Origin of the sequence: Paenibacillus taichungensis (assembly GCF_013359905.1) — a bacterium.
Lineage (GTDB): Bacteria > Bacillota > Bacilli > Paenibacillales > Paenibacillaceae > Paenibacillus > Paenibacillus taichungensis.
In genome coordinates this window covers 158951-174830 of the sequence record NZ_JABMCC010000107.1, presented here as the reverse complement: position 1 = coordinate 174830, position 15880 = coordinate 158951, and the positions used below count along the sequence as shown (strand labels likewise).

Annotated in this window: 15 protein-coding genes; all 15 read right to left on the bottom strand. The window is 37.8% G+C overall.

Annotated features, from left to right (window positions below):
- Nucleotides 1–439: 439 nt before the first annotated feature.
- Nucleotides 440–1024: a hypothetical protein gene (locus HP548_RS12710; protein ID WP_175381864.1), complete on the bottom strand. Its 585-nt coding sequence runs from the start codon at nucleotides 1022–1024 to the stop codon at nucleotides 440–442.
- Between the two features lie 108 nt (nucleotides 1025–1132).
- Complete coding sequence (locus HP548_RS12705; RefSeq protein WP_175381863.1) at nucleotides 1133–3397, bottom strand: ATP-binding protein; 2265 nt, start codon at nucleotides 3395–3397, stop codon at nucleotides 1133–1135.
- Between the two features lie 144 nt (nucleotides 3398–3541).
- Entirely contained in the window at nucleotides 3542–4876 is a 1335-nt protein-coding gene (dnaG, locus tag HP548_RS12700) for a DNA primase (RefSeq protein WP_175381862.1), read from the bottom strand.
- A complete protein-coding gene (locus HP548_RS12695; RefSeq protein ID WP_175381861.1) occupies nucleotides 4873–5625 on the bottom strand; it encodes a hypothetical protein in 753 nt (250 codons plus the stop codon). The genes dnaG and HP548_RS12695 overlap by 4 nt, the downstream gene beginning before the upstream one ends.
- A gap of 95 nt (nucleotides 5626–5720) precedes the next feature.
- On the bottom strand, nucleotides 5721–6437 hold the full coding sequence (locus tag HP548_RS12690; protein ID WP_175381860.1) for a hypothetical protein: 717 nt from the start codon (nucleotides 6435–6437) through the stop codon (nucleotides 5721–5723).
- A 527-nt stretch (nucleotides 6438–6964) separates the two neighbouring features.
- A complete protein-coding gene (hfq, locus tag HP548_RS12685; protein ID WP_175381859.1) occupies nucleotides 6965–7420 on the bottom strand; it encodes an RNA chaperone Hfq in 456 nt (151 codons plus the stop codon).
- A gap of 361 nt (nucleotides 7421–7781) precedes the next feature.
- A complete protein-coding gene (locus HP548_RS12680; RefSeq protein ID WP_175381858.1) occupies nucleotides 7782–7961 on the bottom strand; it encodes a hypothetical protein in 180 nt (59 codons plus the stop codon).
- A 96-nt stretch (nucleotides 7962–8057) separates the two neighbouring features.
- The gene (locus tag HP548_RS12675; protein ID WP_175381857.1) at nucleotides 8058–8645 is read right to left on the bottom strand and encodes a hypothetical protein; all 588 of its coding nucleotides are present in this window, start codon (nucleotides 8643–8645) and stop codon (nucleotides 8058–8060) included.
- Nucleotides 8646–9152: 507 nt separating this feature from the next.
- Complete coding sequence (locus HP548_RS12670; RefSeq protein ID WP_175381856.1) at nucleotides 9153–10367, bottom strand: S-layer homology domain-containing protein; 1215 nt, start codon at nucleotides 10365–10367, stop codon at nucleotides 9153–9155.
- Nucleotides 10368–10565: 198 nt separating this feature from the next.
- Entirely contained in the window at nucleotides 10566–11513 is a 948-nt protein-coding gene (locus HP548_RS12665) for a reverse transcriptase family protein (protein WP_175381855.1), read from the bottom strand.
- On the bottom strand, nucleotides 11497–11826 hold the full coding sequence (locus HP548_RS12660) for a helix-turn-helix domain-containing protein (protein WP_246318041.1): 330 nt from the start codon (nucleotides 11824–11826) through the stop codon (nucleotides 11497–11499). The genes HP548_RS12665 and HP548_RS12660 overlap by 17 nt, the downstream gene beginning before the upstream one ends.
- A 787-nt stretch (nucleotides 11827–12613) precedes the next feature.
- Complete coding sequence (locus HP548_RS12655; RefSeq protein ID WP_175381854.1) at nucleotides 12614–12856, bottom strand: SPFH domain-containing protein; 243 nt, start codon at nucleotides 12854–12856, stop codon at nucleotides 12614–12616.
- 21 nt (nucleotides 12857–12877) lie between these two features.
- The gene (locus tag HP548_RS12650; protein WP_175381853.1) at nucleotides 12878–13519 is read right to left on the bottom strand and encodes a P-loop NTPase family protein; all 642 of its coding nucleotides are present in this window, start codon (nucleotides 13517–13519) and stop codon (nucleotides 12878–12880) included.
- A gap of 431 nt (nucleotides 13520–13950) precedes the next feature.
- On the bottom strand, nucleotides 13951–15006 hold the full coding sequence (locus HP548_RS12645; protein ID WP_175381852.1) for an RNA-guided endonuclease InsQ/TnpB family protein: 1056 nt from the start codon (nucleotides 15004–15006) through the stop codon (nucleotides 13951–13953).
- A gap of 340 nt (nucleotides 15007–15346) precedes the next feature.
- Entirely contained in the window at nucleotides 15347–15523 is a 177-nt protein-coding gene (locus HP548_RS12640; RefSeq protein ID WP_175381851.1) for a hypothetical protein, read from the bottom strand.
- Nucleotides 15524–15880: the final 357 nt, after the last annotated feature.

Below are 15880 nucleotides of genomic sequence, written 5' to 3'. Positions count from 1 at the left end.
CGGAAGCTACGGAGTCCATATTTGTCAGTACTGTGTTACCCGAATCACGCATGTACTGAGAAACCAACCAACCCAATCCGACTGCAATGGCGATACCGCCCAACATCAGCATACCTGTTTCTGTTGTTTGTGATGCAGATGCTTCATTTTTCATCCAATACTTCATTTTCTTACGCAATTAAATCCCTCCACTTTTCGATGTATTTCGGCGTATCCGTTCGGTGCCGTTCACATGTATAATCATACTAATTGACCGCAGAATCTGTAAGTACCTTATCGGGTACATTATGGTACCCCTTTGGGTATATTTTTGTAAGCATGAAATTACATTTGGTAGAAACAAAAAAACCCTCCACATTTGGAGGGTTTAGCGTCGGAATTAAACACTATTGAATCATAAAAAAAACATTGCTCTATAATTGATACATCGGTAAATTAGTTAACTAAGATATCCTTCCAACATGCTTATTTGGTTAGAATCCATATATATTATATTTGTAGAAATCCATTTAGATTGATCATCTGTAAGAAGTTTGTCACCAAATGGAGAAAATGTTACTACCCCATCTTTCCCGTCGTGTAAACTTGAAAAGTAAACACATTTTTTTTGTATTTCAAAGTCTACATTTTCCATAATGATATAATGTTCTGCATTTCCACATTTAACAAATTTGCCATCCGGAAATAATGCTCCACACTCACCCTTACCTTCAACAAATTCATGATCTGTAACTGAATACGTCGTTTGGCCTTGTTCTTTTAGATATTCACGATAATTATTAATAACTCTATGATCAGAAACCATATCAGCACCCTCAACAGTAGCAAGATCAATGACTCTATGAATCAACTCTAATAATGAATCATCTTCATCAAAGTCTAACATGGGGTATTCCTCTTGAATCTTAGATGTAATTTTCGACTTTACTAACAAATCATATAGCGTAAATGCTTCCTCCAATTGTTTATCAGTAAGGCCGTACATATTCGAAGATTTTCTAGCATAAACCTGTACCTTCTCCATAAGTAACACTCCTTCTTATTATGAAACTACTCTTTCACTAATGAAGACTCAACATTTCAGAAGAACACCCCAAACTGCTGTGGAAGAGAGTTTTGAGGTGTATTGTAATTATTCCTGATTGTTTATAATGTCTTGTACTATTTCTCTCACTGGAAGACTCCACAGGGAATGGGGATTATTATCAAGTTTTTCTTTGACGGTGTCTCTAACATGCAATTTAGCCAATTCTAAATCACCTTTGATTCTATCTAGCTCCAAAGATACTTGTTCTTCATAAAGGTTCTGTTGAAGTATCTTCTTAGCCACTTGTGCTCGAACGAGAGTTTCTGCATTACTTTCCATTTCGCTAGAAAGAATCGTCACTCCAGGAATAACTTTGCCCACACCATGATCCTCCATCTTATCTTCGAGCCACTGTATAAATTCTGGAGTCGTCATTGCATTCAATTCTACACGATGAGTTTGCAGCCATCTCTCCCACTCATAAGAAACATAGTCAGCAACAGGTCTGCTTCTCTTACTTTCAAAAGTTTCAACCTGTAGATCTAATTCCAGCGCCTCTTCGGGTTCTAAGCCCAAATTAATAACTCGGACTCTTCGCCCAGGTCTTGCGCTTGTCGCTTCCTGAAGCGTTTCAAATATCTTGGTTCCTGCTGCATCAGCATCATGAACACAAAAGAATTGAATTTCTTCATCCGTTTCACCAAGAAGGTCGAATAAATCTTTTACTGCTCTCGAAGCATACCCCTTAGAGGACAATAGGGCACAATCATATTTCTCCGGAAATCCAACGTCCCGCAGGCTAGCAAAGTATCCTTCCTTTTCGATAAAGATGATCTTATTGAACGTCCACGTAGGCCTGCTGTATTTCTGAACAGCAATAGTGCCTAGTGGAATCTCTTCACCTGTATGAGGATGATACAACGTTCCGCGTGGATCTCTATACATTCCTTCTATCTCTCCATAATCCGCCTCATAATCAGTAATAACCTGACAGAAATAATTATAATTCAATTGTTTACCACCAAAGGCTTCCATTACGAAAGGACGTATCGCGTAATATAACTGTCTTTGGCTAAATATGAATTCACCGTCACCGCTTGTTTTATCAATAGCATTCGGTAAATTCTGAATAATGATTTCACGCTCATTACGTCCTCCGGACGACATATTTTGGTTGAATTTCTTCACTTTTGCTGTTGCTTTTTTCAACGCATACTCTATTTCATTATGCATTGGACGAAAATCTGGCTCTTTTCCATCCGACTTTATCGGTTGATAGGGGGTTATTATACTTACGTAAAAATCCGTTGGTCTTGATCTAAGGTCAATGTATAATCCACCACCCCATATTGTGGTGCTTGCTTGTTTAGTTGAAGTTCTCATATCAGCAGTGACAGGAGATTTATTTACGAGCACACTGATACTTGAATGTTTTTGACTCTCATCATCCTGATCAGTGTCATATTTAACCCAAGCTTCAATAACTATCGGAATTTCAGCATCGTGTTCTCCACGAACAGTTTCTAAATTAAATGAACCATTCGTCTTATGAGACATTGTATTCACAAAATTTTTGTTTACAGCACCCAAGTTTCTAGGTAACGTCTTTCTTATTTTACTTCTCAAGAAGGTAAGCAGTTGATCTGACTCTTCAAACGACAGATCCGCTGTACCTAACATAGAAAATTCAAGTTCATTAGTGAGATCAGTAATCAACTTCTTCGCCTTAATCGGTCCCGCCACAAATAAACTTACAAATTCATTGATTGGCATGTTTGCCGCATTCACCAATTCAAAAAATGCTTCAGAAGTATACCAGTAAGGAGATGACTTCCCTTCGAAAACTTCGCTATTCTTGGAAAATTGAATAGCCATCTTTCCCCAAGACAATGTACTTTTGGTTATCGAGAGCCCCAGAGTTACAAGTATAGAAGTACCTTTATAATCGTTGTTGTATCCTAGGAATTGTTTAATGCTTGTTCCATCATCTTGAGGAATAATTTTAAATGTTTGACCTCGAGTAGTGACAGTGAGGTACCCATTTGTAGAAATTACGGCTCCAGTTACTACACGTAGTCCATTTCCTAAAGCTCCCCGCGTTGGTAAGCGTAGAAGTTTAGATGAGATCATTGGACGATTAATTGAGAAGTAATCCTCCAGCCAGTCCGGATCAATACCTGATCCATTATCGGTAACTCTAAAGCTGTGGTTATCTACCAATTCGAGTTCACAATCACCGGTGGCATCAAGAGCATTATCCACCAGTTCTTTCACTACTAACTTTGGTATAAACTCTCTGTGAACTCCTGCTTTCTGACACAGTGTATCGATGTTTCTAAACAGCTTCCAGTCTTCTCTAATTAATTGCATTGTTTTGTCACTCCTTATAGTCTGTTTGCACATGCATCATATATCTGTTTTTGAAAATCACAACTTAGCTAAGATTTTAGTGGAATAAAAAAAGCTAAAAGGCACCCTAAAGGGAAGACCTTCTAGCTTTGTAATGAAACACAATTATTTAATTGGAATATAATAGTTCCTCGTGCACTGCTTTAAAGATATGTTGAATTGATCCTCCAAAAATGATTCATCTGTTTCACTAGGAAGATTCGGAGTTAACGTTACAGCTTTCATAATTTTATCTAACATCATCTTGAAAGTACTTGGCTCGTCAGGCCTAAAATAGATGCGATTCTGAAAACAATAATATTCGGTGAGACTCATCTCATATTCTTGAAGGTGCGTTTGAAAAACTTCAGCACCGAATTTCTTAATGAACTCATCCGGATCAAGTCCATCGGGCATAACCGTTACACTGACACCAAACCCATAACTCTGAAGAGTTCGGATAGCCTTCAATGTGGCCTTCTGCCCCGCTTCGTCACCGTCGTAACAAATACTGGTTTGGTTCGAGTACTCTGTTAATAATCGCGACTGAGAGCCCGTTAGCGATGTCCCTAAAGGAGCCACACCTGTTAAGCAGCCTCCCTGCCATGCAGCGATCACATCAAGATAACCTTCAAAGATGTAAAATTTCTGATTATCTTTGTTAATCTGGCCAGCCGCTCTACTTAAGTTATATAGGTGTTCACCTTTAATAAAAATTGGCGTTTCTTTACTATTTAGGTACTTGGGTTTAGCACGATCGGAAAGAGCCCTTCCACCAAATGCGACAACCCTTTGATTTATGTTATGGATAGGGAACATTACTCTCGAACGAAAATAATCATAATAATTTCCCGTTTGATCATTGCGTCCAACTAATCCTCCTTCAACCATAAGCTCCATGTTATATCCAGCTGCCTCAAGTTGCTGAGATGCAAACCCTGGGATATCAGGAGCAAAACCGATGTTAAATTCTTTTATAGCTTCAAGACTGATACTTCTATTTGCAAGATACTTCCTTGCATGTCTTCCATCCTCGCTAAATAGAAAATTGTGATATAAATCAGCGAGAAACTGGTGAGCTGAATAGATCTCTTCTACCTCATGGTATCTATCTGAGGTTTTACGCAGTAAGTGACTATAGTTATGGCCAATGTACACCGTCTGGATCTCTTTGATTGCATCCACACAGGAATAATCCGGATTATTGAGTTGTTGGATATTTAATAAGAAATCATAATAGTCACCGGCTGCTCCACATTCCACACATTGGAAACTTTGATTCCGCTGATCTACCTGGAATGTTGCACTTGTAGGTACATGAAAAGGACACAGACTACTATAGATATGGCCACTCTGTCTCAATATAAGATAATCCTGGACCACAGTAACGATATCAATTTTAACTTTAGCTTTAGTAGCGAAATCTCTACACATTTCTGTTGTTCCCGAAAGATTGTTCATATCGTATCGCCTCCATCAGTATCATTGAGCCTAAGCTGTTTAAGAAATTCGTCTAGGGTATAAAGGACAATTTGCCCACCACCAATCGGTTGAAGCACAACCGCGGGGAGTTTATTCATCGATGTTAAGCTCTTCACCACGTACTTTTGGTCTCCTAGTGCAAACTCTGTATCAACGTAATGTTCGAATTTACTTAGGAATGAATCTACATGAAATGTAGTTAAGGGATTTCTGCCATCGAATACCAGATAAATTTCTCCATCAATAGTTTGGATGTCATAATCTATATTGCTTTCTGTACAATATTTTTCTATGAATTTCATTTGTTTAGAGGTGCGTTGATCTTCTGATTCCCCTAAACAACTAGAACCCTCCAGCATGGCTTCATTTAAGATAGACAATAGTCCGTCCCGCCACTTCACAGGAAGCAGTTCATCGTGGCGTCCAGGACTTCTGAATAGCGTCTCCAGTTTAAACAAATGCAATTGGTTGAATGAATCTGGGATTGCATTAACGTTGCCAGAGACTTGTATTAAAATATGATTTCCTATGATACCTGCAACTTTAAATGCATCCACACCAAAATTACGAGCAGTAGTCACCTTCTTGGCTAAAAATGTTTTTAAATTTGCTTCATCTCTAGCGATGATGTCAGGCAAGGTTACTGAAACAATCACGATTAACTCACCTTTTGTATCTGCACTAGAAATTACATCTTCTTTGGATAATGGCGTATTGATAATATTCATTTTTGGTTATGCTCCTTCATGAAATAATAAAAGGGCAGTAGGTGTGGTGCACCTCTGCCCTTTTTGATAAATCTATAGAATTAAGAGTTATGAGACTATTTGGTCTCCTCTAAAATCTCACTCGCGAGTTTTACAAATTGATTGATCGATGCTCCAGCATCTTGTACTTTAACTTCAGCATCATCTAATTTTAGCGCTGCCGTAGTGAGTACCACATGAGCGTATTGTAAGGTGGCCGATGGATCTAGTCCATCTTGACGTAACGATTGTGCCCAGATTTCTAACTTCTCTTCAGTACTTGCTAAAAGCATTTTCTTTTCAGTTAGGTTATCGAAGTCTTTCTCTTGTGCTGCAGCTACCTTCGCTTCAAGCTCAGTTATTATTACAATCTCTCTCTCGATTTTTTCCGAGTAGATATGCTTATAACTGGATTCAACCTCTTTGTTAAGTTTATCTAATGCATAAACAGATGCTCCGTGGGATTGACCGGCTAGTCCTTCAAGCCGTTGTGTTTCAGATATAAATTTCAGATTTGAGATTTTTTCAATCTCTTTAATCAGATCTGCAGGTAATTGATCATCATCTGTTTTAGTTGTTAGTAGGAGATCAGCTTGTATTTCACTTCTCATTTCAGTTAGCTCAACCGGCATCTCAGTTAGATTGTTTTCATGCATGTCCTTCTGAATATCTGAGATTACTCCGAGCTGTAAATTCGAGTATTCAATTTCAGACTCAATTTTTGAGCTCATGCAGCCAGTCATTATTAAAACAGAGATGAACAGCAACAATGTGATAGCATATACTTTCTTCATAATTATCCTCCTGGATTATGTATTTTTTCGAATATAACTACTACGTATGTATATCTTAGATCGTATTTTAGGAAACACAACTCAGCCTTAGTTAACGAAATGAAACGGATTAATTCTCTATAAATAAAAAAAGAACGTATCAATTAAGATACGTTCTTTTGGAGTTTCCATTTAAGGAAGAGTATGTGTTTTTGAAATTAGTGTACAGTTTTGAATAAGAATATTTTCTTGGAAAACACCTCACTGACAAACTGAGTTTGGTAGCTTTCCTCTCAAAATTTCTCATAAGTTGTTTTCATCCCACAGATGCAAGATAACAACCACTTCCCTCAAATTCCACATGGTAAGTTTACTACACATGAGTCCTGTACAAAATCATCTTCATGTCTTCATGATTATACATGTCCACACACAGATTTTGAATGATGAGAAAAGCAACGAGCGAATAATTATATATTCATAATACTGAAGACAGAAGAATTTGTAAACCTCAGAAAATATGTTTTTTCTATTTATTTTAGGTTGATTCACTTTGGTTTTGCCGGTGATAGATGAATTTTCCCCTTTGGAATTATTGTAGATATTCCATGTTTAAATAAAAGGATTTGTTTGCGATCTACTAGATTAAGGATAACGGTATATGTATCAAAGTGAGAAATGGTTCCTTCAAACTTTTTTCCATTCATCAAATATAGTTCTATGTGTATCTTCTTCGTTACACAGTGTGATAACATCTCATGCTGTTTCAGGTCCATGTTCAATTTCTGTGAAGAAGTTATTGTTAAAGAGATCTTGGGTTGAATTGATAAAATAGCGTGCTTGTAGATGAGGGCTTGTTGATTTTGTTTGTCCAAATCAATGGTTAGAGAATGTGGATCAAAATGAACAATTTTCCCTTTCATCGGCACTCCGATTGATAAGAACAATGTAACTTCTGCCTTCTCTTTCCGACATTGATTCAAGAAATGATCCTGGATACTCATTCTACTATCACTCCGTTTGCTTTATTTAATATAAATATCTGAAATAATCATTTGTGTGACACAATTATGTAACTGAATATTGTCACACATCTTAGGATTAATCTGATTTAATTAGGTGGTTAGCAACTTTTAGACCTCGGATGCTGCACCAAAAGATAGCAGCGACAATTCCCAACCAACTTAAAGGTGCCGGAAACTCGCATACCCAGGAAAGGATACTCCACAGTAAGGCAAACCATCCTCCCCAATAAAAAGCAAAGCCTATCCATTCACCTTCGGCATGCGGAACCATGCCTAGTCTCTTTCTGAAGCGATATAGAGCTGACCCAATCACAATATATCCAATTGCTGGTCCTATCAACTATCGCACCTCATAACTTTCTAAAGCAGATTCGAGTGTCTCTTTCAGTTGATAAGCCTTTTGCAATTTAATGGCTGAGTGGTTCTTCTGAAGGACTGTTTTCTTCATATACATGTCCAAGATCAAATAATGATAGGCGATGGTCAACTTTTTGCGAAATTCAAAAATCTCGTTGTTCATTTGAACATCCCCTTCAGATAACTTATTAAGAGAAAGTGCTAGCAAAGTGAATTTTGAATATTATATTCGGGTTATCCGGACCGGAGCTGTGTCTTACTATGTAATGACTTTTGACTCCAGGGTTACAGACAAATTGTATCCATAGAGATATTTATTGCTCATTAGATTGTTATGCCCTTTATAGAGGTGTTGTAATTTAGCTTTGAGATCTGGGGTTGAATTAAAAAAATGATCGATGATTTTCAGTCCAAAGTTACAAAATCGAGTATAGTAAGCATCCCAATTCGCACGTTTCGAAAGTACAGTGAGCCCTTTTATCATAAATAGAATGTCAAAAGAGTTGATATATTGATTGGGGTTTCTTTTAATAGGAACCTCTTCACTGAGAATCCTCCATACTTTACCCCAATATTCTATTTCATTTGCTAGAAGATGAATATTCAACTCTCTTTGCTTGAACCCGTACTTTTGTAGATAATCATTATGCTCACCTAACAGAGGTAAAGGACCGGCACTATAGTCATATAAATAACCATAATACAGCTCAATTAGCTGCTCCGCGATCGTTATCCAGTCTGAGACATAGAGTTGAGAGAAATTTAGTCTGTATCCACTTGTTTGAGATTGATTAATATAGAGTGGAGGAGTTTTAAATTCGTTCGTACTACACAATATGGCCAACATACGACCTCCCTCCAATATTAAGATGTTTTGCTGAAGATATAGATGTGACTGATGAAGTGTATTATACAAACCACAATGATTCCAACCATAACCCACCAATCTAAGGGAATATCCATCTGAAATGAAACATTAAATATATTCAGAAATCCATACGATACTATAAAAAGCAGCCCGAGTTGAGCTATGCTAAGAAATGCTCCTAAAAAGTAAGATTTCATTTTAATTGCTCTTTTGCTTTCCATGTTCTTCTATTCACCCCTAACCGATTCTCTTCTTGTAATGATTAAACAAAGTATAGCATTCACCCAATATAATGTAAATCATGATTTACATTTTGAGCGGTCATTGACTTTGAAGAATTCCATTTTAACATTTAAGAATGATTTCATATAAATTAACACAGCCTTAGTTCACAAGTATTCTGAACTAAGGCTGTGTTATAACATCTTGTATGATTTGTCTACTTGATGAAGATAGAACAGATACCGAAGTTACTCTGTCAAATCTCTATTTATTCTTATTTGACATTGAACGGTAAATTAATACTGCACCTTCAGCTCTGGTGAGGTTTGATTTTGGTCTAAAGGTACCATCGGGATATCCTGTTACCAGTTGCATTCTCGTTAGCCCTGTAACCTCACTCTTAGCCCAATCTGCAATATTAAATCCATCACTAAATAACTCGACGTTAGCATCGTTCTGGATGTTCATTACATTCCCAAGCATTTTGGAAGCTTGTTCACGAGTTATAAGATTATTTGGGCGATACTTCTTGTTACTAAAACCATGTGTTACCTCATTGTCCCATGCAATCTTGAATTCAGGTCCGTACCATTTCTCTAAGTCAATGTCATCAAATTCAAAAGGTTTTTCATCGACATCTGATGATATGTCTAATGCCCTTACGATCATTGATACGAATTCCATCCTCGTAATGGCACGATCAGGCTCGAATTTGTTAGCACTTGTCCCCTTCAAGATTCCACGGTTTGCCAAGTCAGCGATCTGATCTCTTGCAAAGTTCTTCTCAATATCTACGAATATGATATCTTCGTTATTCCCTACTGGAACATTCGTTGTATCGTTACTATCTGTTGACTCTTCCCCGCCGGTATTTTGCGCATCATTCGAGTCAGGAACCTTTATAGGATCACTACCATTTCCACTTCCCGATCCGCCGCCCTGAGTTCTTACGGGTAAAGTAGTTGCATCAACTTTTTTGCTATCTTTGCTGATTCCATATGAATTACTTGCTTTAAACTCATAGTAATATTTAGTACCATCTTTCAATTTTTTATCAAAGAATTCCTTATCTGTCACTGATACTTTCCCTATTTCTTTCCCATCGCGATAAACCTGAATCGACTCAGCACCTTTTTTATTGGCATTTGAAAGATCAAAACCAATACTAAACTCCAATATAATTGAGACAATAACTCCCTCCGGTGCACCTGGTATACCGGTAAAGTCAACTTTTCTTGGGTCAGATGCAGCTCCTTGATCGTTTATAGCAACAAGATCATAATCATACTCTTTACCAGGGATAATTGGAGAAATTACAATAGGACCCTCTGATCCTCTCCAAATTTCGGTACCATGCTCATCTAGTAAGACGTATTCCTTAGCTTCATCAATCAGCGAAAACTCAATTTCCACCTTGTCATGCTTAACATTAATTATAATATCGTCCGGATTTACCGGTAATGTTTTAGTTGTAACCAATATTCGTACTGATACACTCTCACCTGCTGTATTATCAGTCCACAAATCAAATTGATTGGACTTACCTGGATGTAGTTCTTCAAATGTAATTTCGTTGTTTTGAATTTTCTGCTTCAGACTCTATCATCATGGCTTATTCTATTCTGTTCTTTTAAAGCATATCTTAAAATCCCCACTTAGCCTTTGTTTTCTCAAAAGCTAAGTGGGGATTTTAAGAGGATTGGATAGCATTTCCTCAGCTAACTTATTCAATTCCGGAAAAGCTCGTTTCTGGATAATTCTCGCTGCTTGTACTTGTCCTCTAAAAGAGGCCAGTTGCGCTCTACTCAACTCTTGGGGTTTCTCTAAAATCAATTCAGCCCCCCTTATAATTTTCAGTTGTAATGAATTGGGTATCAGAAGCTCATGCTTGCTTGAAACTGTAGTACCCGTAATAGGTTTAGCTTTATTTCGTGAATAATATTTTGTTTTTTTGTAACTAGGTTTGTGACCATATTTTCTGAGGATAATGTCTATTTCGTTCCTTAAGCCTTTCATTTGAAAAGGTTTTTCACTTGAAAAAGTCATATCATCTACATATAGTGAAAAAACACAACCATATTTATTAGTGGATATAGACTCAATCTCTTGAAACATTCGATGATATCCATAATAGGCAATAAGTTGACTAGCAGGGCTTCCTGTAGGAATACTATCTTTAAATGTAAGAATATCAGTCACAATTTTCGCTGTATCTTTTGACATTAACATCTCTTCTATGAAGAACCGAAACACATACTCACGCTTAGTATTTGTATAGAAACTTCTTATATCCATACACAACGCATAGTTGCATTTCTGATGCATTTTTCCATTATCTATATAGCTCTTCCCACGTTCTCCAGAGATAAGCCACTCTGGACGTTCAATTTTAAGTAAAAGCTTATGTACTCGCTTTTGTAGGCTCTTAAGTTTCGAGTTGGGTGCAGTTATACTACGATCTTTTTTACCCTCAGCTTTTAATGAGAATGCACTATAGTGTATAAGCTCACCGGTTTCCTTAAAGGTTTCGTAATCAACATTTAGATAGTGTGCCAGTTTTTTCTTACTCTTTAATTTATAGAGAGCACATTGGTCCAGTCTGTACCTTTTAACTATTCTTGCCATTGGATTTCACCTCATCCTTGGACATCACATCAATGAGCTTTATCATCATTCTTTTGATAAACTCTTGAGGTTTGTTAGTTTTGATGGCTTCATCATGATCTTCTGATAATAGTATTAGGGTAGATACTTTCATATTAAAAATCTCTGCATATCTTTCAAGAATGTCCAAAGAAGGTCTTTTTTTATTAGTTTCAATTTCAGATAGATAACTTGGAGAGATATCAAGCTTAATACTCATATCTTTTGCTTTATATCCATAGATACTCCGCGTTTTTTTTAAGATATCTCCTATCATTTTTAAACCGCCTTTCATTTGCTCTAAAAATAAAAATTAGGTGGGTTTCCCATTCGCGCTCATTACTTTCGGAAATTTCGGATCACATCTATCAGTTTGGCGATTACTAGAGCATATTCCAATAGTTTAAAAGTCCACTTGAAAATAAATTCCGGTTTAAAGATATTTCCCCAGTAATTTTTACTCGACTTGACTCGATGTCGATGTTTACGTGATTTACCTGAGCGTTTTCCGATTGAGTGATTCTCCTTGGTCAGTGATTTATTCTGCATATGCAGCTCCCTCTGGAACTAAATAGTATAGTTGTCTTAGTTCCCTCCCGAGAAGAAGTTGGTGCAAGAAGAACGCCCACCTAATTCCTTTCGCACCGCGTGCATCTCCTGGCGCGCGGTGTAATGAGTTTGGCGCATCACGTTGGCCAGCCATGCAGCTAAGGCTACGTGCGTGCCCTCATAAGGCAGAATATGCTAGAGGCATATTCCTCGAGTGTTTCACCACTCCAATGTGTGAGAGACGACCTAGTGTTTAATAGATAAATCTACCAACACTTTCACTGCATTGATAGTTTAGCATTAGAATGTTTATCATGTAAAGGATAAAATTCGCAAATAGCGAATTTTATTCTCGTTTTTTTGTACGAATAAAAAACTAAAATTTGTGTGTTAGTGTTATATTCCGATTTTCATATAGGATTCATGTTTCTCCAACATTCAAGCTATTGTATTCCACAATAGCATCTGTCGACACAATGTTCTCATCACCAGTTATCTTTAATGCTTCCTTGCCAACGGTATTCACTTTAACCTCATTTATCTGAGCCCAACCTTAATACGATGCGTTTTATTGACGTCGTTTTTTTCAACTTTTTGAACGGCCAGGGCCACTTAAAATGCAATCCCTGTGTATTTTCATCTGTCACTTTACCGAAGGTTGTTACCAGGGCAACTTCCTTCTCTTGAACAGTGTACATTGAGCTGAAGCCCAAGATGATCACCAATGTACCAACTATCGTTAAAGGTGCCCATGATATTTTTTGTTTTGATGACATGCGTTCCCCACCTATTCTTTTTTAAATTGCACTGTGATAAGAAATTTCTCCAGATTGATCCTGTTTAACGTTCACGACATCTGAGACTATCCATGAATTGAGGTCATCCTCGTTTGTACACTCTATCATCACGATGAGATCGATTTTCGCAGCTACATATCGTTCCAGAAATTTACCTTCTTCATAAGTTAGTTCTGTTGAATCTTTAGATAAGAGCCTGCTTAACTTATGGATAGCGTGTTCAGGATTTTTTGCAACAAATGTGCTCATGGTACCCTTAAGCCCTTCAGATATAACATCAAAATAGGGAGCAATTTCACTTCCTCTAAGCTCCGAAACAAAGAGGTAAGATGATCGGATGGATAAAGCTGTTTTCATAAGAGATATCTTTATCTGTCTGTTAGTCGCAGTATAGACAGCATTGAGTGCACCTGGATTAAAATTCACCAGTCTATGATCTTCAATAACCATGGACTTCAAGCTAGTGTCAGTATGATATTCCGCTAATGAATACAACAATTTCAATTTCCCTTCAACCTTACGCGGGCCAATAATTAATATACTTTGTTTCTCGTTGATCGCATTACACAGTAAATCGCGGATTGCAGAAGTCATATTTCCCGTTGCAACAAGATGAGTCATGACATTTGATTGGTTATTCATCGTTATCCTCGCTTTGTCTCAAAATGAATTTCTAGGATCAATTTTAGTTAGTCTCTTTCAGCTCAATACCGTAAGCAAGGGAGCACCTTCTATGGTTATCATCTATGTGATCAATACCAATATAAAGTTTTGAACCTTTGAGACTAATGACTTCGGTACCTTCCAGAAAAAAGGACAACTTACGTAGAGGCATTAGTATCATCGCTGTACCATTTTCTGCTTTCCAAAAGGTAATTCCAAGTTATTCCATTAACTTCAAGTAAACGCATTGAAATTGATTTGTCTTGCTTTAATCTCCAATATTGAACTTCCACACCCTTGAATGGGTTGAATTCCTAGCTAGTTCAAGTGCGCTTGCGTTTCCGCTTTGCCCCGGCTGCTAAGTTAGGGGCTCGTTCAATAGCCCGTCCTAGATCAGAGCGTATAGCTATCTAGGCTGGCAGACTGTTACCATCTGCCACAGGTTGATGCATGATGTTGATCGCACCTACTCGATCTCGGTGTGCTGTATATCCACAGACGCATCGATACTTTCGATCATTGGCTTTGTTCCGCCTAAGGCATACTGGACAAGTTTGCGAAGTGTAGGCTGGATCAACTTCCGCAATTTTGATTCCAGCGAGTGCCGCCTTGTATGCGATGAACTTGTTCAACTGATAAAATGACCAATCATGCAGATTCTTTGTGTTTTTGCGACTTGTTCTTGTCGTCTTGCGAATAGCGGTCAACTTCTCAAGCTTAATGACCGAAACGTTCTCCTGTATTGCCATATTCACGATCTGGCGGCTAATTTTGTGGTTCTGGTCTTTCATATAACGACCTTCTTTGTTCCCTTGTTTACGGATGACCGATAATTTTTTCAACTTCCCGAGTCTACGACGATTGGTGTTGTACTTACGGCGTATGAACTTGTTTTTGCGGCCATTGCCGCAAAACTTGGTCTTACCACTTGAGGTGACGATAACAGCAGGGACTTTTAAACCTAAATCTACGCCTATCATGATATCACCCGATGCCTGTTCTGTCGGCCTTTCAATAGCTACTTGTACAAACCATTTCTTGGACTTTTGAACAACGCGTAACAGTCCATGCTTACTGTTTGCAAGCAGGACTCGCTCCCGATCGGGAAGGATCGCGGGGACAACCAGACGTTGAACTTTCCCATCTATAACCACAGGGAACGAAATGTGATGGTCTCCAATGGTATAGTTTTGATTATTGACGTAATACACCCGCTTTTTGAGAATAGGTCGTTTCTTATCCTTCTTGAACTTCTGAAATATACTTCTTGCGTCTCGGATGATTTGATTCTTTACAGCAGAAGGTAGATTGGCTTGAACAGACTTCGAGGTTAGCTTCGGAAACGTACCCGACACTTCGGCTTGCTTGGTGAGCTCATTAACGGTCCGAATATACTCTTGGCCCATATCCAGAAGTACAGAAGGATGAGCTGGAAATATACGTATTTGAATGGTTATCGTTTGCATGGTTTCACCTCCTTCTTATCTTTTGTTCCACATCGTATGGGAATGATACTTCTGTCTCGTAACAAGAGTATCATTCAATCCAAAAATGACAATAATGGCGTCCATTCATTAAGGACAGTTAGGACGGCCTAAGGCTATCCCTTAACCTAAGTTGCTTCCTCGATTCATCCCCACATCTAAAGAAGTGGAGTTTTTCGCCACATTTCTGTAATTGCTCCATTGATTCAGCCTCTACGATGATGTTCTAAACTCTCGAATTCATTCCTACTGAAATAGCCGTGGTGTTAATAGCATGAAACACCTTTTCAGAATTTAAGATTCACTCATTAAAATCACCCAATTACATATTACGTTTTCTAGAGATTTGCTTACGTTCACTGGTATCGATTACTGTCCCTGCCATACTCTGTACAAGCATTGCGGCAAAACTTGTATCCACGATTTGCTCAGAGTTCGGAACTTTTTTCGGATAAACAGGCGGCTTCATTGTGACCAAAGGATAAACCTCGATTCTCATGAGTCAGATGTACACTCCTTTCATTAAAAGTTAGGACAGACTCGTTATATTTCCGATCTCCTAGATTACATGGAGCAATATCAATGAGATTAACATTCATTACAGATCTATTATCCAATTCATAGGCTAGAAGATTTTGATCGACCACCACAACAATAAAACCATATGACCAATCTCCCTTCAGATCACGTGATGTTCGTTTCTTAATCAACATCAGCTTCTTCTCGTTGATCCAGTTAGTACATCATCGACAGTAATTCCATTCCAAAGCCCTACCTCATTTCTTATCATCCTTTTATGTAATCATTCTACCACACTATTGTATACCATGATTTACATTTTGAGAAGAATTTCATT

What these genes read in the sequence shown, in the direction of transcription:
- HP548_RS12710 (WP_175381864.1), bottom strand. Translation starts at nt 1,024, where the DNA reads ATGGAGAAGGTACAGGTTTATGCTAGAAAATCTTCGAATATGTACGGC.
- HP548_RS12705 (WP_175381863.1), bottom strand. Translation starts at nt 3,397, where the DNA reads ATGCAATTAATTAGAGAAGACTGGAAGCTGTTTAGAAACATCGATACA.
- dnaG (WP_175381862.1), bottom strand. Translation starts at nt 4,876, where the DNA reads ATGAACAATCTTTCGGGAACAACAGAAATGTGTAGAGATTTCGCTACT.
- HP548_RS12695 (WP_175381861.1), bottom strand. Translation starts at nt 5,625, where the DNA reads ATGAATATTATCAATACGCCATTATCCAAAGAAGATGTAATTTCTAGT.
- HP548_RS12690 (WP_175381860.1), bottom strand. Translation starts at nt 6,437, where the DNA reads ATGAAGAAAGTATATGCTATCACATTGTTGCTGTTCATCTCTGTTTTA.
- hfq (WP_175381859.1), bottom strand. Translation starts at nt 7,420, where the DNA reads ATGAGTATCCAGGATCATTTCTTGAATCAATGTCGGAAAGAGAAGGCA.
- HP548_RS12680 (WP_175381858.1), bottom strand. Translation starts at nt 7,961, where the DNA reads ATGAACAACGAGATTTTTGAATTTCGCAAAAAGTTGACCATCGCCTAT.
- HP548_RS12675 (WP_175381857.1), bottom strand. Translation starts at nt 8,645, where the DNA reads ATGTTGGCCATATTGTGTAGTACGAACGAATTTAAAACTCCTCCACTC.
- HP548_RS12665 (WP_175381855.1), bottom strand. Translation starts at nt 11,513, where the DNA reads ATGGCAAGAATAGTTAAAAGGTACAGACTGGACCAATGTGCTCTCTAT.
- HP548_RS12660 (WP_246318041.1), bottom strand. Translation starts at nt 11,826, where the DNA reads ATGAAAGGCGGTTTAAAAATGATAGGAGATATCTTAAAAAAAACGCGG.
- HP548_RS12655 (WP_175381854.1), bottom strand. Translation starts at nt 12,856, where the DNA reads ATGTCATCAAAACAAAAAATATCATGGGCACCTTTAACGATAGTTGGT.
- HP548_RS12650 (WP_175381853.1), bottom strand. Translation starts at nt 13,519, where the DNA reads ATGAATAACCAATCAAATGTCATGACTCATCTTGTTGCAACGGGAAAT.
- HP548_RS12645 (WP_175381852.1), bottom strand. Translation starts at nt 15,006, where the DNA reads ATGCAAACGATAACCATTCAAATACGTATATTTCCAGCTCATCCTTCT.
- HP548_RS12640 (WP_175381851.1), bottom strand. Translation starts at nt 15,523, where the DNA reads ATGAGAATCGAGGTTTATCCTTTGGTCACAATGAAGCCGCCTGTTTAT.